The organism is Chitinophaga sp. 180180018-3, from assembly GCF_037893185.1.
Taxonomy (GTDB): domain Bacteria; phylum Bacteroidota; class Bacteroidia; order Chitinophagales; family Chitinophagaceae; genus Chitinophaga.
Genome location: NZ_CP140772.1, coordinates 7,249,426 through 7,267,530 on the forward strand (window position 1 = coordinate 7,249,426; position 18,105 = coordinate 7,267,530).

Consider the following 18,105-nt stretch of genomic DNA (forward strand, 5'->3'; position numbering starts at 1 on the left):
TTTTCCCCGGACACCAATGATTCGTAATTCCTAATTCTAGTAGCCGAATATCTCCTCAAGAGACAGCTTCTTCACGTCTCCATACTTCTTCAGGTCGTCCATGCTGATCTTCTTTTCAGACGCTACAATGCAATAAGTATATGGCTTATGCGCCAGGTACTCGTCATGGAATTTTTTAACTTCATCGAAGTTCATTTTATCGATAGACTCATACACTTCTTTACGAACGTCGTAGTTTAATCCGAGTTTTTGCGCAGCAAGATAGCTGAAGATGATACCGTCGTTAGTAATACGTTCTGTTTCGATATCCTGTTTCATGCTTTCTTTGGAAGTTTCCAGCAGCTTGTCGGAACGCGGAATATCATTCAGCAGTTCATTCATGCCCTGGATAGCATCGTTCATTTTATCGGCCTGGCTGCCAACGTAAGCGATGGCCGAATAGCGTTCACTTTTCTTATCGGGCGACACATAGAAAGCATAGGTAGAATAAGCCAGTGCTTTTGATTCGCGGATGGTCTGGAATACCACGGAGCCCATGCCTCCACCGAAGTAACTGTTGAACAGGGAGATGATACCGGTTTTCGCCGGACTGTAAGTATCTGCATTTCTCAGCCAGTTTACTTCTGTCTGCACCATATCATAATCCGCAAACAACACCTGATTTTTATCCTGGTTATCTTTTACAAACTTAACGGCTTCCGGAGCAGCTTTAAAGCTGGCAGGAAGTGTATGCAGTTTCTTTATATCTGCAGCAGCCGAAGCTAATGGCTGAGGCCCCCAATAAATAATGGTGTGTTTATAGGAAGGCAACTCATGTAATATGTTGGTAAGCTCAGTGGCAGTAATACCATCCAGCTCAGTCTGCGATAACTGATTATTGAACGGATTTTTAGCTCCGTACATAGCATAGTTCATCACTCCTTTCATAATGGCGCCCTTGTTCAGTTTGCTGTCGGTACGGGCTTTCTGTAAACGGGCTTTCAGCGCTGTCAACGCTTCTTCATTCGGCTTACAGTTGGCAATGATGTGTTCAAATAATGATACTGCCTTGTCGAAATTCTCCTGCAAACCTGTAATTACCACTACAGTATTTTCAGTGGAAGCTGAAACGTTAAAATTACATGCGATGTTATAGAACTCCTTGCTGATCTGTTCGGTGGTATATTTATCAGTACCGAGGAACTGTAGATACTGTGCAGCAAGCGCGAGTTTTTTATTGCTCCAGGTACCCATGTCGAAACGATAGTACAAACGGAAAAGACCATTGTCTTTGTTCTGAACGTACATCATATCTGTACTACCCACAGTTGCTTTCTGGATATCCTTTTCATAATCCAGCCACTGCGGTTTCACAGGTGTAGCCGGCATGGCTCCAACTTTCTGCAGAAAAGCCGACTGAGCTTCCCTATTCACTTCCACTGGTGTAATAGCCGGTTTTTCTACTTTCTGGATATTCTTGTCTTCGCCCTTGCGTTTATAAACGATCACATAATTATCATCCAGATACTTGTTGGCGTAATCTACGATCTGCTTCTTGGTAACCGTATTCATATCATCCACGTAGGATACATCGAAAGCCCAGTTCTTACCCCGGCTTTTGATAAAGGCATCCATCAGTGATTTGGCCCTGTTATTATTATTTTCAAGTCCTTGCAGCTCATCCAGTTTAGCATTATTAACAATCGCTTTAACGAGTGTTTCATCAAAGTCGCCTTTCTTCAGAATTTCCAGCTGGCCGAGTAACAGGTTCTTTACATCATCCAGTGTTTGGCCCTGTTTAGCTTTTCCACTCAGGGAGAAGATAGAATAATCTTTCAGAGACATCACACCAGCACTGGCATTCAGCACCTTTTGCTGTTTATTGATATTCAGATCCAGCAGGCCGGCTTTGCCGTTTTGCAGGATAGATCCCAGCACGCCAAGTATCAGACTGGATTTAGTATCGAGGGCACCGGGCATTCTGAATGCGATGTCGATGCTTTCAGCATCCGGGCCAAGTACTTCTTTTACAACTGGCGATTTGATTGGCGACTCAGGTGTTGGTTTATATTCCTTCACTGGCTTCGCTTTCATGTAACCAAATTTCTCATCGATGGTTTTGATTACATAATCAGGATCGAAATCACCGGCCATTACTACCGACATGTTATTCGGTACATAATATTCGTTATAGAATTGACGGATTACCTTCAGATTCGGGTTTTTCAGATGCTCTACAGTACCGATGGTAGATTGCTGGCCATAGTTATGAGTTGGAAAAAGTGCCGCCAGCATGGTTTCATATACCTTGCGGCCGTCGTTATCCAATCCTCTGTTCTTTTCCTCATATACTGCTTCCAGCTCAGTGTGGAACAGGCGGAAAACCGGATCACGGAAGCGTTCTGCCTGAACAGTGAGATATTTATCAATGGCATTTGATGGAATATTTTCCTCATAAATGGTTTCTTCCACCCAGGTATGCGCGTTAGTTTCCTGAGCGCCCATACCCGTCATCATTTTATCGTACTCATTGGCAATGGCGTATTTGGCAGCAACACCGGATACGCTGTCGATTTCATGATAAACGGCTTTCCTTGCAGCAGGGTTCGTGGTTTTGTTGTACTTGTCGTACAAGTCAGAGATCTTATCGATCAGTGGCTTCTCCTTTGCCCAATCGAGAGATCCATATTGTTGAGTGCCTTTGAACAGAAGATGCTCCAGGTAGTGGGCAAGACCAGTATGATCTTTCGGATCATTGTTGCTACCGGCCCTGGTACCAATCAATGTCATGATGCGGGGCTCTTTCTTGTTAACACTCAAAATAACTGTCAACCCATTTTTTAGGGTATAAAAGCGGGCCTTCATGGGGTCATCGGTCACATACTTGTAAGTATAACCGCCGGAAGAGGCCCCTTTCCATTGAAATTTGCCCTGGGCAACAGCCAATTGCAGCGAGCAGGCAAACAGGAATAGTAATACGACTCTTTTAAGACTCATACAAATAGTTGGTTTTGCTTTCAAATATACCGGAACTGTGAATTATAAAAATGGAAAAGGGATAGAAATATATGAACGGTAGATATAGAACGGTCATCTGGTTCTGAAACCAGTGGGTCAACAAGATAAATTTCCTGTTGTTGGCTCAGGGTGTATTAACCGGAAAAACAGTGAACCGGCCCCTGACCAATGCATTGGTAAACAGCATAGAGTCTGTTGCAATATTTTCGGTATCCACCCGCTTTTTTAAGCGTTTCTTACCCCTCCGGATGGCGGCAGCAACCAGGCTGGCTTCCTGGGCTGGAATGGTTACCAGAGAAACAGATAAAGCTGGCGCAATAGCAGTAGCTGGTGTAACGGCTACGGGTAATGGTTGTGCCTGGTTGTTAATAAGGTTTTTGTCTTCGAGTCTAACGCCTAATAAACGTTTTTCACAGGAATGAATCCATGCAATGCAACCAATACATGTCATCAAAGCAACAAAAGAACGCATAAATACATTTTAGGACTGGCTAAAAAATCTTAGAATCCGTTCAAACGGATACCTATCGAAAATGGATATTGTTGTAATCCATAGTCATGTAATGCCGTAAGGGCAAAATTTGCATACAATTTTACTGGTCCATAACCCAATTCACTTGTAAGACCAAAACGCCATTTATTTAAATTAAAGTCGTCCGTTTTACGCACCTTCCCTCTTTCTGCACTTACCTGCTTGGTTCTGGATTTCAGCAGGTATCCGCCAGAGACGCCGAAGCTCGCCTGGAACGCACGGCCAGGGCGGGCAGGGTTAGAATTAAAATTAAGCATCACCGGGATAGTAACATATTCGGCAAATAGCTTATTCTTTGAAAATTCTACAGAGTCTCTGATTATTTTGGTGGGGTAACCCGGCACATAAGTAATATTACGGGCGTACCTGTAATTGTTCATTTCCAGACCCAAAGCATATAACAAGTTAAGTTTGTGTTTTGTTATATTAAGTCGCTGTTGAAATAACCAGATATTAAAATTGATCGATTTTCCGGTGATAAGTTTAAATTCAGATGGAGTTAAAGGGTCACTTGCTTCCCTTGGCGCAAATGTTTGCAGTCCCTGTGCCGAATAATCATACGACCTGGACGCTGGCGCGGGTGTTGCCAATGCCCCATTATAGTAAGTACTCTGATTGGGGTAGTAATTCAGGAAAAGGGCTCCGCCATAGTCGCTCCGGTCAATGTAATTATTAAAGCCTATATCAAAGACGAACCATTTGGTTTGCAGGTTCTTCTTGAGCTTCTGCCGGGCATAAGCTGTATCCTTATATAACTTATAGCTGGTTCTTCCTTTTTCATTTTTCCATTTCAGGAGAATAAGACCCTTGATTTGAATAGTATCTGTGGTGGCTGGGACGCTTTTAGTATCTGCCTTCTGCGCATGAGCCCATTCTCCACAAATAGCCAGTAATAAAAAAAGTAAAATTTTATGCTTCATATGCGATGACCACTATTTATGATTTATTTCGCCTGCGGGAGAAAAATTTCGCCACATTAGTAACCTTATCTAATATCTTACTATCGCTGCCACTGACCGACATGATCAGTTCACCGTGTACACTCTGAGGCTCCGATGCAGGCACCACCTTGTTAGTGCTGGCCGCATTAGCAGCTGTTGACACACTGGCCGCGAGTACTGTTTCTTTTTCTCTGTTAACTTCCGGACGAACAGCCGCTACCTGGGCATTGGCTGCCTGTTGCAGGTGCTGTTCCACAACTTCGTCTACCGCATTTCGTTGTACAGGTAAGGAGGTCACTATAGGCGCGTCCTGCCTGGGAGCAGCAGCTGATGCCATAGCAACATCTGCCTCTTCTTTTTTCAGGTGTGATTTGGCAAGCGATTTAGCAGTATTTGCCAATACCGGCTTGTTGATTTTTGGGGCCTTACTTACTGTTGCATCAGCAAGAATAACTGGTTTTTCAGCAGGTGCGGTGGCCACCTCTGGTGAGGAGGACGTTTGCTTTTGCTCCGGAAGGGCCGGGGTTACCGGGGAAGTCACAGCCGGGGTATGACTGGCAACAACAGGGGCATTCTTAGAAGTATGATCTCCGCCAACAGACAGCCAGAAAATAATGCCCGCTACAGCAGCTGCTGCTGCAGCCCATCCTATCCGCTTGTAAATAAAGACCGGCTTCCTTTGGCTGGTCCGGTAAAGAGTTGTTTTATCCGGGAATACCAGTGATGTATCCGGGCTCAGTTTTACCGCCTGTAATAGCGCCAGCTCTTTCCTTGCTGCAGGTTGCTGTTGCAGATGTTCCTCCAGTTCCTTCTTTTCAGCACCAGAAAGCTCTCCATCAATATAACTCAGCATCAATGCCTCATAATCCAGCTCTTCCTGCCCACTACGATAGAGGGCTGCCTTATTATCAAAAACGATATCCGTATCCGGTACCAGACGGGTGCCTTCCAGCAATTCCAGTTCCTGCCGGAATTGAGGGTGATTTTCCAGGAAAACCAACAGCGCCGCACGTTCCGCGTCGCTCAGCTCATTATCTATGTAGCTGAGAAAATACGATTCGTAGTTTGATATGTTAATTTCGATAGACAAGTAATTAAATTAATATATTGTTTATCAATTTGTTATATAACATTTTCCATTTTGACCAGATAATTCTTCAGATGTATTCTTGCCCGGTGCAGGTAGACTTTTACCTGCGAAGGACTGAGATTCATCATTTCGCCGATCTCTTCATAAGAGTACCCTTCATAGTCCTTCAGCAATATCAAGGAGCGTTGTACTTCGCTCAACTTTGACAAGGCCTTTTCTATCACTTCTTTTGCGTTATGCACCTTGTGATCAGCAACTTTCTCTTCTTCCTTAAACTGGTCTACCAATGTGATCCGCTTCACCTTACGCACATGATCGATCATATTGTGGTAGCCAACTGTAAATAAATAAGACTTAGCCTTTTCAAAAGGCACGTCCTTGCAGTGCTTCCACAATATTTCGAATGAATTCTGTACTACGTCCCTTGCATCTTCCGCGTGTTCAAGATTTTTTACGATAAAGCGGAATAGATTGTCCGAATACAGATCCACACACTTATTGTACTCCTTTTCCGTCATTCAGGTGGTGCGGGGATTTTAGCGCTAATTTCCGACAAATACTTTAATACCTATCATTGACAAAGTCCATTTTGTTGCCCACACCTACTCTAAATTGGTTATTTACGCGCTCACAGTTGCAGGACCAACACCTTTCAAACTGATTATCAGCCGATTATAAAATATACCCTTTTGGTACTTCTCTTCGGTTGATAGAATTATCAGTTTTCATTTCATGGCATTTATAATCATGATAGTATTATGACGGAGTCCAGCAACTAAATGTTACACCTCAGTCAAACTTTTTGCATATCCGGTCGTTACTCATTTACGCGATAAATAATCGCAATACATTTATTGCACTTAATTTTGGAAGATCCACTTAAAACATAGCAATTTTTATGAATGAGAAGTTTATAACCCGTTTACGGGAAGAACTGGATGATATCAACAAAGCCGGTCTTTATAAGAGAGAACGCATCATCACCTCTGAGCAGGGAGCTGAAATACAGGTGGGAGGCCAAACGGTACTGAATTTCTGTGCTAACAACTACCTGGGGCTTTCTTCGCATCCTGCTGTGATCAAAGCTGCCAAAGAAGCAATTGATACGCACGGGTACGGTATGAGCAGCGTTCGCTTCATCTGCGGCACACAGGATATTCATCGGGAGCTGGAGGAAAAGATTGCTAAATTCCTGGGTACAGAAGACACAATTTTATATGTAGCCGCATTTGATGCAAATGGTGGCGTATTTGAGCCTCTTTTTGGTGAGCAGGACGCTATTATTTCCGATGCCCTGAACCACGCCTCTATTATCGACGGCGTCAGGCTCTGCAAAGCACAGCGTTTCCGCTATGAGCACAACAATATGGCCGATCTGGAAGTGAAATTACAGGAGGCTAAAGACTGCCGTAGCAGGATCATTGTGACAGACGGTTCCTTCAGCATGGATGGTACCATTGCGCAGCTCGACAAAATCTGCGACCTAGCGGACAAGTACGATGCTATTGTGATGATCGATGAGAGCCATTCTTCCGGCTTCCTCGGAAAAACCGGAAGAGGCACCCACGAATACCGGAATGTAATGGGCCGGGTAGACATTATCACCGGTACCCTGGGTAAGGCCCTGGGTGGTGCATCCGGAGGATTCACCAGCGGACGTAAGGAAGTGATCGACCTGCTGCGCCAGCGCAGCCGTCCTTACCTGTTCTCCAACTCAGTAGCCCCCAGCATCGTAGGCGCTTCCATCGCTGTACTGGATATGCTGAGTGAAACAACCGCCCTCCGCGATAAACTGGAACATAATACCCGGTATTTCCGCACCAAAATGACGGAAGCCGGTTTCGATATTAAACCCGGCGACCACCCGATAGTACCCGTAATGCTGTATGATGCTGTGCTGAGCGCCCAGTTTGCGGACAAACTGCTGCAGGAAGGCATTTACGTGATCGGATTCTTTTTCCCCGTGGTACCCAAAGGGCAGGCCCGCATCCGTGTGCAGCTGAGCGCCGCCCACGAACAGGAACATCTGGACAAAGCCATTGCAGCCTTTACCAAAATCGGGCGGGAACTTGGCGTTATCAAGCACTAAGCTTTTAGCTTTTAATACAAATGCAGCGGAGATCACAGAGTATGGTGGTCTTCGTTGCATTTTTACTAATAGCTAAAAACTAAAGGCTGACAGCTGTTTCGATGCTTTACCCTATTTTTGCAGCAACTTAATCAACACAAGAATGAAACGATTTGGCTGGTTATTATTGGCAATGGGTCTGTTTATGGTTGCCTGTGCACCCAATAATGTAAAAGAAGAGAAAGATTGGGAGAAATATTTTGCCCAACACAAGCTGGAAGGTACTTTCATGCTATTCAACAACAGCCAGGGCGAATTTAAAGTATATAACCTCGAAAGGGCTAAAAAACGTTTTCTGCCTGCTTCTACCTTCAAGATATTCAATACCCTTGTGGGCTTGCATACCGGCGCCATCAAAGATACCAACATGGTGATCAAATGGGATGGTGTTACCCGGGATGTACCTGACTGGAACCAGGACCTGACCATGGCCCAGGCTTTCCGGCTGTCGGCAGTGCCCTATTACCAGGAGGTAGCCCGCCGGATCGGCCAACCGACCATGCAGATGTGGCTGGATTCTGTCAAATATGGCAACATGAAAATCAGCCGGATCGACACTTTCTGGCTCGACAATTCCCTGCAGATTTCTCCCGACGAAGAGCTGGGCCTGGTGAAAAAGCTGTATTTCGATCAGCTCCCCTTCGCCAAAACCACTATGAAAACGGTCAGAGATGTAATGCTCATGGAGAAGGCGCCTAAATACGAACTCTCCTATAAAACAGGGATGGGCCGTTACAATAACACCAAACGCCTCGGTTGGATAGTAGGCTGGATAGAAGAAAACAGGCATCCCTCCTTCTTCGTCCTGAACCTGGAAACCGAGGACCCCAGCCTCGATATCCCCAAAATCAGAATGGAGATCCTCAGGAACATCCTTACTGATGCCGGATATTTCAAAGGAGAAATGTAGCACCGACTTTATTTTTTGGAAGAGAGCAGGGATACCCGTAGTATCTTTGCTCTCTTTGCTTTAAAGACGGGGGTAAGCGTTAAAAAAACGATAAAACCCCGCCCCTGGCTTGCAATAAGAGACAAAAAAATTATTTTTGGTATCTTACCAGGGTTACTACCGGTAACGGATATCTTAATAACGAATATGTTACGATTTCAGCATAGCGAATATTTATGGGCATTGATACTCTTGTTGGTATTACAGGCGGCATTTCTGGGGGTATCCTGGTGGAAACGCCGCTCTATACGCCGCATTGGAGATCAGGCCCTGGTGGAAAAACTTTTTACCGGCTATTCCCGGAAGCTGTTTGTACTGAAATTCCTGCTTATTTTTCTCGCCTTCTTCTTTGGGGTGGTTGGTCTCGCCAACCTACAGAAAGGCAGTCGCATGGAAAAAATCACCCGCAAGGGAGTGGATGTAATGATTGCGCTGGATGTCAGCAAAAGTATGCTGGCTACCGATATACAACCCGACAGGCTTTCCCGTGCGCGGCAGCTGATCAGTAAGCTAATGGACAAGCTGGATAACGACCGAATCGGGCTGGTGGTGTTTGCAGGCAATGCTTACCTTCAGATGCCCCTCACCATAGATTACTCCGCAGCAAAAATGTATCTCAGTACGGTATCTCCCGATATGATTCCCACACAGGGAACCGCCATTGGACAGGCCATACAGGTTGCTGACGACGCTTTTAACAAAAAAGAAAGGAAACATAAAGCACTGATCATTATCTCCGATGGAGAGGATCATGACGAAACAGCCATCCAGCGGACCAAAGCAGCCTTCGAAAATGGAACCGCCACTAATACGATCGGTATCGGCTCCCCTACCGGCTCTCCGCTACCCGATCCGGAAACAGGGGGTTATAAAAAAGACCGGGAAGGTAAAACCGTTATTTCCAAACTCAATGAAACCGAGCTCAAATCAATAGCCGCCGCCGGAAAAGGGATCTACCAGCACCTGGATAACAATACAGATGATGTAGTGAATACCCTGGTAAATAAGATCGATAGTATGGAACAGAAAGAGTTCGGCGAAAACGTATTCACTGATTATAACAGCTATTTTCAATATTTTCTGGGCATATGCCTGGCACTGCTGCTGATTGAATTTTTCATTCCGGAAGTTCGTTTCAAACAGCCTTCCGGCTCAACCGCAGCTTAATTTACAACGGCTCATGAGAACCAGTTTTATAACATATTGCTTCTTTACAATTGCTGCGCTGCTCTCCGGCTCTGCTCTGTTTGCGCAAAGCAATTCCAATAAATATATCCGCAAGGGTAACGAACTATATCAGAAACAACAGTATGTTGATGCAGAAGCTAACTACAAAAAGGCACTCGAACAAAATGCTAAATCAGCTGAAGGCAGTTACAACCTTGGTAACTCCCTTTACCAGCAGAAACGATACGACGACGCCCGCGCTCAATACGCCAACAGCCTGAAACTGGATGGCAAACCTGGCGCTAAATCCAACGCGGATTATAATATCGGTAACACTTTCATGGAAGGGAAAAAATGGGAAGAAAGTATCAAATCCTATAAACAGGCCCTGAAAATAAATCCCAACGACGAAGACGCCCGCTATAATCTTGCCTATGCGCAGGCAATGCTGAAAAAACAACAACAAGGCGGCGGCGGTAATGATAACAAAAACAATAAGGATAAAAACAAAAATAAAGACAAGAACAAGGACGATAAGAATAAAGACAAAAACAAGGATCAACAGAATAAAGATCAGAACAAAGACAAACAGGACAAAGACAAGAAAGATCAGAACAAAGATCAGCAGAATAAAGACCAGGACAAGAACAAAGACGAGCAACAACAGCAGAAACCGGAACCCCAGCCCAGTAAGATGAGCAAGCAGGAAGCGGACAGATTACTGCAGGCATTGTCGCAGGAAGAAAAGAAATTGCAGGACAAAGCTAAAAAGGTGAAGGGGCAACCTGTTCCTGTGGAAAAAGACTGGTAATTCATATTCCTCCCGATAAATTACATCCAAAAGTGGTATTCCGCTTTTGGATGTTTTATTTTACGGAAGATGGTAATGCGCCGGTGTATCCTTTATAAGCTTTAATAAAGTGATTCTGATCATAATAGCCATTAGTCACTGCAATACCGGCCAGCGAATCCTCTGCCTGCTGCTCAACAACTGAAGCCAACAAAAAACCGGAATAGGAATATTCCGGTTCTTTACCTAAACCTACAACTGTTACGCGGCGTAACAATTATCGTTCGTGTTGTAAAGCAACAGCGCTTCACTGCTGGAAGCGCTGTATTGCCTGATTCATTGGGAAGTACGTTTGCCTGCTACAGGTCACTCTTTACATTTACCGTATCCAGGCCAGTCAACAGATCCTTTCGGCTTTTTGTTTCTTTATACCAGACTGCTGTTTCTTTTTCTGCTTAATCTATTATCCACAAACTACTTCCCACTGTTAAACACACATTATTTCCTACTGGCGGGCAACAGCCAGTTGTGCTCCTTCTTTTATCTCGTCACTTCCGTTCCGTACCAGCATATCATTATCAGCGAGGTTACCGAATATTTCCACCTTCCCGTCTGATTCGTTTCCACATTTCACGGGCACCCATACCGCCTTATTATTGACTGATTTAATCACGAAGATCTTCTCTGAATTGCTGACAATAGCGGACTTAGGGACGATATATACATCTTTCTTCCCTGGTACCGGCATTTGTACCTCTGCGTACATACCAGGCAGCAAACGGCCATTCTTATTGGCTACGTCCATTTCCAGCGTTTCCGAACGGAGTTTCACATCCAGGCTGCCGGCTATACGATTCACCCGGGCAGTGAAAGTATCTCCCGGCAGTGATTTCACTGTAAAGTGTACATCGGTGGCGTGGTGAGCTTCTTCTGTATATATCTCAGGAACGGCAACGGATAAACGTAGTTTCTGCTGTTCTTCGAGCCGGAACAATGGTTTATCAGATCCTTTACCAGCAGGCCCTACATAGGTTCCGGGATGTATATTACGCTGGCTGATCACTCCGCTGAATGGAGCACGGATTACGAGGTAACCCAGCATCTGCTGTACCTCCTGGTAAGAAGAGCGGGCTGAAAGCAGCTCTGCACTGTCGGCACTCATCTTCTCAAATGCCATATCCAGGTCGTTCGGAGAAATGGTACCGGGCACCCTGCTGGTCTTCAGCAGGCGTTCATAGGTAGCTCTGCGGGCCCGGAACATCGCCTCTTTTGTATGCAACCGCGACTGTGCCTCCAGCAGCTGGGTATTCATTTCAGGCGCTTCCAGTGTTGCCAGCACCTGACCGGCCATCACCTGGCTGCCCAGATCCACATTCACTTTTTTTACATAACTGTTTACCTTCGCATACAGGTCAGCAAACTGGAAAGGCTTGATTTCTCCCGGTAGCCTGAGCGCCGCATCCAGCTGGCTTTTCTGCAGATGAATCACTTTCACCTGCACACTGTGATTTTCTACCGCGCTTTCATCTTCTGCATGGGTACTGTTGCAGGCAGTGAAATACAAACTGGCAGGCAGCAATACGGCAGCTGTCATCACCCGATACGACAGGCCGTGTTTATTTATGTTCATGATATTGATATGTCGTTTAGTCATAATAGTTACAGATAAAAACAAGGCTATAAACGTTGAGCACCAGGCACATAATATGGACTGTTCTCATCCTCCGGATCCAGCGATACAGATTTAACAGATGATCGTTGTTGTACCCAGGAGAATACCAGTGGCAGAATAAACAGCGAGGCAAAAGTACTCGCTATCAATCCTCCTATCACAGCCCTGCCCAGTGGCGCTGTCTGATCGCCCGCTTCACCAAGTCCGGATGCCATCGGTATCATACCAGCCACCATCGCGATACTGGTCATCAGGATCGGGCGCAGACGAATAGAAGCGCCTTCCAGCGCGGATCTGCTGGCATTATGATTCTCCAGCCGTAGTTTTTCCGCGTTGGTGATCAGCAAGATGGCATTTGCTACGGATACGCCAACAGACATGATGATCCCCATGTACGACTGCAGGTTCAGTGTTGATCCTGTAAGGAGCAGCATCACCAGCGAGCCGGCAAGTACTGCCGGGATCGTGGAAATTATTACCAGTGCAACTTTGAACGACTGAAAGTTTGCCGCCAGCAATAACAGTATTACAATGATGGCTACCAGCAACCCTGATTGCAGGCTTTCCAGCGTTTCATTCAGCAGCGTCATCAGGCCCCGTTTCTCTACGCTGATCCCCCGTGGCGGCTCACCTGCCCGTTTGATCGCTTCAGCCACCGCTGCGGAAGCCTTACCCAGATCTTTTCTATGAATATTAGCGCCGATGGAAACAATTCTCACCGCCCCGATACGATCATATTCCCCCACCACCGTATCCGGCTTCAATGTTGCGACATCGCCGAGGGAAGGGCGCGACTTATCTTTGCTGACAGGAATGGCCGCCATGTCATTGATACTCGACATCTCATTCTCCGGCACTGAGATCTGCACGAAGTAGGAGGTAGCATTCCTTTCATCCAGCCAGTTATTCTTCTCGGTGAACCTGCTCGAAGAAGTAGAAGCAGTCAGCGATTTAGCGATATCGGAAATACTTACACCCAGCTGTCCGGCGCGTTCACGATCGATATTGATACGGATGGCAGGATATTGCATCGGCTGGTTGATCTGCACATCCCTGAGATACGGGATCTTTTTCATCTCAGCCAGCACCTTCTGCGCATAGGGCAAACTTTCTTTCAGATTCTTACCCATCACCGCTATTTCGATGGGGGTAGATGCTCCCTGGCTCATTACCTTGTCTGTAAGATCAATCGGCTCAAAGCTCATCTTCACCTCTGGCAACTGTTCATGGATACGTTTACGCAGCTTTTCCTTAAATTCATCCATGTTTACCTTGAAGTCTTCCTTCAGGTTCACTTGCAATACGGCTTCATTCGGAGTAGCCATGAACAGGTAAATAGGGTTGGTAGAGTAAGACGACGGATGGGTACCCACGAAAGAGGAAGTGATATCGATGTTTTTAGCACCTACCATCTCTTTCAGTATTTCTGTGGATTTAATAAGCATGGCTTCCGTACGTTCCAGGCGGGTTCCCGTGGGCTCTTTCAACCGCAGCTGAAATTGCCCGTTATTCAGTTTAGGTAAGATATCGCGTCCGATAATATTCATGCAGATGGCTACTATGCCTAGTACTCCCACGAAATACGCGCCTATGACCAGTTTCCTTTTTTTCATCAGTGACTCCAGCCATCCGATAAAACGCAGTTTAAACCGGTCGAATCCCGAAATGGTTTTACTATGCTGCTTTTCATCTGCAATTTCTGTTTCAATATAGCCGGCAGTTTTATGCAGTTCATCACTATGTACATGCGGATGTGCGCCATGCCCATGATGTTGAAACTTATCTGCTTTCAACATCCAGTTTGCCAGGATGGGTACCAGGGTTTGAGATAGCAAATAAGAGGCGATCATGGAAAATCCGATAGCCAGTGAAAGCGGCATAAACATAGAACGGGGCACTCCCTTCATGGTAAACGAAGGTGCAAAAACCGCGAGAATACACAACAGAATCAGCAATTTCGGAAAGGCGATCTCCTGGCAGGCATGCCACACTGCCTGAGCTTTGGTTTTTCCCATCTCCAAATGCTGGTGAATATTTTCTATTGTTACTGTTGATTCATCCACCAGGATACCTATGGCGAGTGCCAGCCCGCTGAGCGTCATGATATTGATCGTCTGACCGGCCAGCTTGAGAAATAAAACACCGGTAATGATGGATACCGGGATGGTTATGATCACGATATATGCACTTCTGCGATCTCCCAGGAATAACAATACCATCAGGGCCGTGAGCACCGCTCCTATCACACCTTCGCTGATAAGACTTTTCACTGCGTTGATCACGTACACACTCTGATCAAACACAAAAGAGATCTTTACATCTTCCGGCAATAATTTCTGAATATTTGGCAATGCCTGCTTCAGGTTGTTCACCACAGTCCAGGTAGAGGCATCAGCTGTTTTGATAATAGGCAGGTAAACAGAACGCTTGCCATTGATCACCGCATAACTGCTGGTGATATCCGCCGCATCTTCCACTTTCGCGACATCCTTTACAAACACCGTGGGGCCATCTCCCATTACCAGTGGTATATTTTCAAATTCCTTTACCGTACGGATAACAGTATTAGCCGGCGTGAGATAGGTAATATCTCCGATCCTCACGTTACCGGCGGGCGATATCTGGTTATTATCTTTGATGGCAACTACTACCTGATCAGCGGTCAGGTGATGGCTCCGCATCAGCTCCGGATCCACATGTATCACCACGGTACGGGAGTTCCCGCCAAAGGGCGCGGGAGAGGTCAGTCCGGCAATACGGCTGAAAGAAGGCCGTACAATCGTCATTGCCAGATCCTGCAGTTCGTTGTTGGTGCGGGTGGCACTGCTCAGCGCCAGCTGTCCGATCGGCAGAGTGGAAGCATCGAAACGGATGATGAATGGCGGCTGTGTGCCTGCCGGCATGGAAGCAAAAGCACGGTTGGCCATAGCCGTTACCTCCGCTGCTGCCTGAGCCATGTTGGTGCCTTCATAGAAGGTAATCTTCATCATCGTAAGCCCCTGAATATTCTTCGCTTCAATATCTTTTACACCGGTAACATACAGGAAAAGATTCTGGTAGTTGGTAGCGATAAATCCCTCCATCTGCTGGGGCGACATACCACCATAAGGCTGCGATACATAGATAGCAGGCAGATTAAGGTCAGGGAAGATATCTATCTTAATATCCCGCGTAGCCTGAATGCCAAAAAACAATAGTCCCACCACCACAACGATGATAGCTATCGGTTTTTGTAATGCGGTTTTTATGAGATTCATAAAAAGTTTTGTTCTGTTGTTAGATTCTTTTTTCAGCATACCCGGACTGTTTCCACGGGCAGCTGACAGTTACAGCTGGTTTAAAAACAGTTGCAGATCGCCTACCGTAGCCGACTTATACAATATTGCCTGCCATACGCCATTGTAGGCGATATCCCGGTCAGTTTCTGCGCGGTTGATGTTGTACAGCGCCTGTGCCAGGTCGGCGATATTGGATAACCCATTTTCATACAGCGTGCTTTTCTGCAAAAAAGCGTCGCTGGCTGCTTTCAGGCCCATAGGCGCTTCCCTGTATTTCTTCACGGCGTTTTCTATCTGCTGTTCCGACAGCTGTAACTGGTGCTGCAAACGGCTGTAGGTTTGATTGTATTCGTTCTTTAATCCTTCGGTTGTATAGTACTGGCGGGTAACCTGCGAATGGGTACGCCAGAGATCCGTCACCGTCCAGGAGAGGTTCAGACCCAGGAGATAATTGCCTACCTGTGGCTTTGCTCCTGACCAGTAGCTCTGGCTATAGTTGTGCAGGTTGGCGGCGCCATAGTCGTAATCAAAGCCGGAGCCGCGTGTTTGCAATACCCCCATAAACGATAACCGGGGCATTACATTTTTGCTGATCAGCTGTTGGTTGGCCTGGCTCAGCGTCACTCTCGCGTTATACAACCTAAGCAGCGGCTGTGTTTTAAGCGTGGTGGTATCATCCGGCGTGACGGTTTCCAGCAGCTGGTTCGGAATCTTGGTAATGAAGGTGGTGTCCAGCACAAACTCCTGCGGCGTCACGTCCATCATTTCTGATAACTTATTGCTTTGTACGTTTTCATAATTTACCGCGTCTACCAAAGTCAGTTTCGCTTTGGAAACTTCTGCATTGGCAATCGAGCTATCTACCCCTGCACTGAGCCCGTTCAATGCCCTGGTCACGATGATCTGCCGCAGGTCGTACGCCCGCCTGAGGTTCGATTCCATCGAAACTCTCAGCCGCTGCGCAGCGAGCAGGTTCAGATAAGCGCTGGCGATGCGCACCTGTTGCTCAAATTTCTCCTGCTCCAGATCTGCCTGATTAGTATTCAGCTGTTCTTTGGCCATTTGCACTTTGGCGTGCTGGCGGCCGAACGTAACCACATCCCAACTAATATTGGCAAGATACAAACCACCAAAGGCTGCGTTCCAGTTCTGGGTTGGCAATGCAGGTCCGGAGGCTCCGGTAGTCCATCCTTTATATCCCCACATGGGGCCATTCTCTCCGTTCACTGTTCCAAAGCTATTCTGTGCATTCAGGTTCAGGTCAGGTAGGTATTCCCGTTTGACCGCACTGATGTTGGCAGTAGCAGCCCTGGCATAGTTCTCTTTCGCCTTAATAGACTGGTAATTTTTCAATCCTGTTTGCAGGGCCTCCTGCAATGTAAGAGGGCGGGTCTGACTGTTCACCGTTACCGGGCTACAGGCCGCCGTAATCACCAGCAGATAAAGCGGTTTCCAGATGTTCATATATTAATCTATAGCGTCTAAACAAAAAGCCGTTTGGTAAGGGCTGGCAATTTTAAGTACGCAAATATAGAGTAGGGGTATCGGAGCATGTTAGGACAATTCAACTATTGACTTGTACTATTTGAACATCATATCGCGGAAGTCCTGTGGAGAAATACCTGTATTATTTTTAAAAAAACGGCTGAAGTAGGCGGGGTCTTCGAATCCAAGTTCGTAGCAGATCTCCTTTACACTTTTATGACTAAAAGCAAGATTGCGTTTGGCTTCCAGTACAATACGATCGTGCAGCAGCTCTGTTACAGTGCGGCCGGAGCATTCTTTCGTGATTTCATTGAGTCTTTTCGGAGTCAGCGCAAAAGCATTGGCATAAAATGTCACCTGATGTTCTGTGCGATAATGCTCTTCGAGCAGGCGGCGAAGTTGTACCACCCTGGCATCGTGTGTATGAGGCATCATGGTGGTGGCGGCATTGCGGGTTTTCTCCCGTTCAATCAGGAGCAGAAATGCATTCAGGTAATGTTTGATAATTCCGCTGCTGCAATGTGGCGCACAGCTTTTCTCGAGGCTCATGAGTGTTACCAGTCCGGCCAGCGATTCACCTGTGGCGGCTGTAATGCTTATTGGTCCGTATCCATGCCAGCTATCGAACAGGGAAGTGAAATCGTACAATGTTTCCTTATCGTGCTTGTTGGTGAAGTAAAACTGCTCGGTAAAATAGAGGAAAGATCCTTCCCGCTCGCAATCCAGCTGGTGTACCTGGCCAGGGCGTAACAGAAAGATCATATTATCTTCCACTTCGTACCATACAAAGTCTACCATATGCCTGCCCTTGCCCTTTGTGATCCAGATAACCTGAAAATGATCATGGCGGTGGGGCTGGTCAGTCAGCTCATTTCTGAACATGCCCAGTGCTGCAACATTGAACTGCCCCTTGAATGGCAGCTGCTGGTAAGGTATGTCAATACTCCTGTTAACTAACATAAGGTGGTTTCAAAAATACACCATTATCCCTTATTTATTCTCCACTGTAACTGCCGTTCGTGGAATTTAATGTAGCTTTAAGTACGTTTTTTAATCTCACATGTTTACTAACTTTG

General features: G+C 46.2%; 14 protein-coding genes. 4 read left to right on the forward strand and 10 right to left on the reverse strand.

Annotated elements, in window-relative coordinates; all coding sequences use genetic code 11:
* Positions 1 to 36 precede the first annotated feature (36 nt).
* The 5 genes from UNH61_RS28545 to UNH61_RS28565 form a co-directional block, all read right to left on the reverse strand.
* Positions 37 to 2,976 (reverse strand): insulinase family protein, encoded by a 2,940-nt coding sequence (locus UNH61_RS28545; protein WP_326995412.1) that lies wholly within the window; start codon positions 2,974 to 2,976, stop codon positions 37 to 39.
* Between the two features lie 145 nt (positions 2,977 to 3,121).
* Positions 3,122 to 3,469, reverse strand: a complete 348-nt coding sequence (locus tag UNH61_RS28550; RefSeq protein ID WP_326995413.1) for a hypothetical protein — start codon at positions 3,467 to 3,469, stop codon at positions 3,122 to 3,124.
* A 29-nt stretch (positions 3,470 to 3,498) separates the two neighbouring features.
* On the reverse strand, positions 3,499 to 4,449 hold the full coding sequence (locus UNH61_RS28555) for an outer membrane beta-barrel protein (protein WP_326995414.1): 951 nt from the start codon (positions 4,447 to 4,449) through the stop codon (positions 3,499 to 3,501).
* 16 nt (positions 4,450 to 4,465) lie between these two features.
* Positions 4,466 to 5,560 (reverse strand): zf-HC2 domain-containing protein, encoded by a 1,095-nt coding sequence (locus tag UNH61_RS28560; protein WP_326995415.1) that lies wholly within the window; start codon positions 5,558 to 5,560, stop codon positions 4,466 to 4,468.
* 32 nt (positions 5,561 to 5,592) lie between these two features.
* Positions 5,593 to 6,078, reverse strand: a complete 486-nt coding sequence (locus tag UNH61_RS28565) for an RNA polymerase sigma factor (RefSeq protein WP_326995416.1) — start codon at positions 6,076 to 6,078, stop codon at positions 5,593 to 5,595.
* A gap of 380 nt (positions 6,079 to 6,458) precedes the next feature.
* Here UNH61_RS28565 and kbl point away from each other — a divergent pair, with 380 nt between their 5' ends.
* From kbl to UNH61_RS28585, 4 genes are all read left to right on the forward strand, one after another.
* A complete protein-coding gene (kbl, locus tag UNH61_RS28570) occupies positions 6,459 to 7,649 on the forward strand; it encodes a glycine C-acetyltransferase (protein WP_326995417.1) in 1,191 nt (396 codons plus the stop codon).
* A 142-nt stretch (positions 7,650 to 7,791) separates the two neighbouring features.
* A complete protein-coding gene (gene blaOXA, locus UNH61_RS28575) occupies positions 7,792 to 8,598 on the forward strand; it encodes a class D beta-lactamase (protein WP_326995418.1) in 807 nt (268 codons plus the stop codon).
* A 186-nt stretch (positions 8,599 to 8,784) separates the two neighbouring features.
* On the forward strand, positions 8,785 to 9,804 hold the full coding sequence (locus tag UNH61_RS28580; RefSeq protein ID WP_326995419.1) for a VWA domain-containing protein: 1,020 nt from the start codon (positions 8,785 to 8,787) through the stop codon (positions 9,802 to 9,804).
* Between the two features lie 13 nt (positions 9,805 to 9,817).
* Positions 9,818 to 10,615 (forward strand): tetratricopeptide repeat protein, encoded by a 798-nt coding sequence (locus tag UNH61_RS28585; protein ID WP_326995420.1) that lies wholly within the window; start codon positions 9,818 to 9,820, stop codon positions 10,613 to 10,615.
* Between the two features lie 55 nt (positions 10,616 to 10,670).
* Here the strand turns inward: UNH61_RS28585 and UNH61_RS28590 are convergent, their stop codons facing one another.
* The 5 genes from UNH61_RS28590 to UNH61_RS28610 all read right to left on the reverse strand — a co-directional run bounded on the left by UNH61_RS28590 (position 10,671) and on the right by UNH61_RS28610 (position 17,989).
* Complete coding sequence (locus tag UNH61_RS28590) at positions 10,671 to 10,808, reverse strand: hypothetical protein (protein WP_339070469.1); 138 nt, start codon at positions 10,806 to 10,808, stop codon at positions 10,671 to 10,673.
* 291 nt (positions 10,809 to 11,099) lie between these two features.
* Complete coding sequence (locus UNH61_RS28595) at positions 11,100 to 12,248, reverse strand: efflux RND transporter periplasmic adaptor subunit (RefSeq protein WP_326995422.1); 1,149 nt, start codon at positions 12,246 to 12,248, stop codon at positions 11,100 to 11,102.
* Between the two features lie 23 nt (positions 12,249 to 12,271).
* Positions 12,272 to 15,523, reverse strand: coding sequence for an efflux RND transporter permease subunit (locus UNH61_RS28600; protein WP_326995423.1), 3,252 nt, complete (start codon positions 15,521 to 15,523; stop codon positions 12,272 to 12,274).
* Between the two features lie 69 nt (positions 15,524 to 15,592).
* Positions 15,593 to 17,008, reverse strand: a complete 1,416-nt coding sequence (locus tag UNH61_RS28605) for a TolC family protein (protein ID WP_326995424.1) — start codon at positions 17,006 to 17,008, stop codon at positions 15,593 to 15,595.
* 117 nt (positions 17,009 to 17,125) lie between these two features.
* Complete coding sequence (locus tag UNH61_RS28610; RefSeq protein WP_326995425.1) at positions 17,126 to 17,989, reverse strand: helix-turn-helix domain-containing protein; 864 nt, start codon at positions 17,987 to 17,989, stop codon at positions 17,126 to 17,128.
* Positions 17,990 to 18,105 lie beyond the last annotated feature (116 nt).

Bases quoted from the DNA above. Each gene is read 5' to 3' on its own strand.
- UNH61_RS28545 (WP_326995412.1), bottom strand. From the start codon at position 2,976: ATGAGTCTTAAAAGAGTCGTATTACTATTCCTGTTTGCCTGCTCGCTG.
- UNH61_RS28550 (WP_326995413.1), bottom strand. From the start codon at position 3,469: ATGCGTTCTTTTGTTGCTTTGATGACATGTATTGGTTGCATTGCATGG.
- UNH61_RS28555 (WP_326995414.1), bottom strand. From the start codon at position 4,449: ATGAAGCATAAAATTTTACTTTTTTTATTACTGGCTATTTGTGGAGAA.
- UNH61_RS28565 (WP_326995416.1), bottom strand. From the start codon at position 6,078: ATGACGGAAAAGGAGTACAATAAGTGTGTGGATCTGTATTCGGACAAT.
- kbl (WP_326995417.1), top strand. From the start codon at position 6,459: ATGAATGAGAAGTTTATAACCCGTTTACGGGAAGAACTGGATGATATC.
- blaOXA (WP_326995418.1), top strand. From the start codon at position 7,792: ATGAAACGATTTGGCTGGTTATTATTGGCAATGGGTCTGTTTATGGTT.
- UNH61_RS28580 (WP_326995419.1), top strand. From the start codon at position 8,785: ATGTTACGATTTCAGCATAGCGAATATTTATGGGCATTGATACTCTTG.
- UNH61_RS28585 (WP_326995420.1), top strand. From the start codon at position 9,818: ATGAGAACCAGTTTTATAACATATTGCTTCTTTACAATTGCTGCGCTG.
- UNH61_RS28595 (WP_326995422.1), bottom strand. From the start codon at position 12,248: ATGACTAAACGACATATCAATATCATGAACATAAATAAACACGGCCTG.
- UNH61_RS28600 (WP_326995423.1), bottom strand. From the start codon at position 15,523: ATGAATCTCATAAAAACCGCATTACAAAAACCGATAGCTATCATCGTT.
- UNH61_RS28605 (WP_326995424.1), bottom strand. From the start codon at position 17,008: ATGAACATCTGGAAACCGCTTTATCTGCTGGTGATTACGGCGGCCTGT.
- UNH61_RS28610 (WP_326995425.1), bottom strand. From the start codon at position 17,989: ATGTTAGTTAACAGGAGTATTGACATACCTTACCAGCAGCTGCCATTC.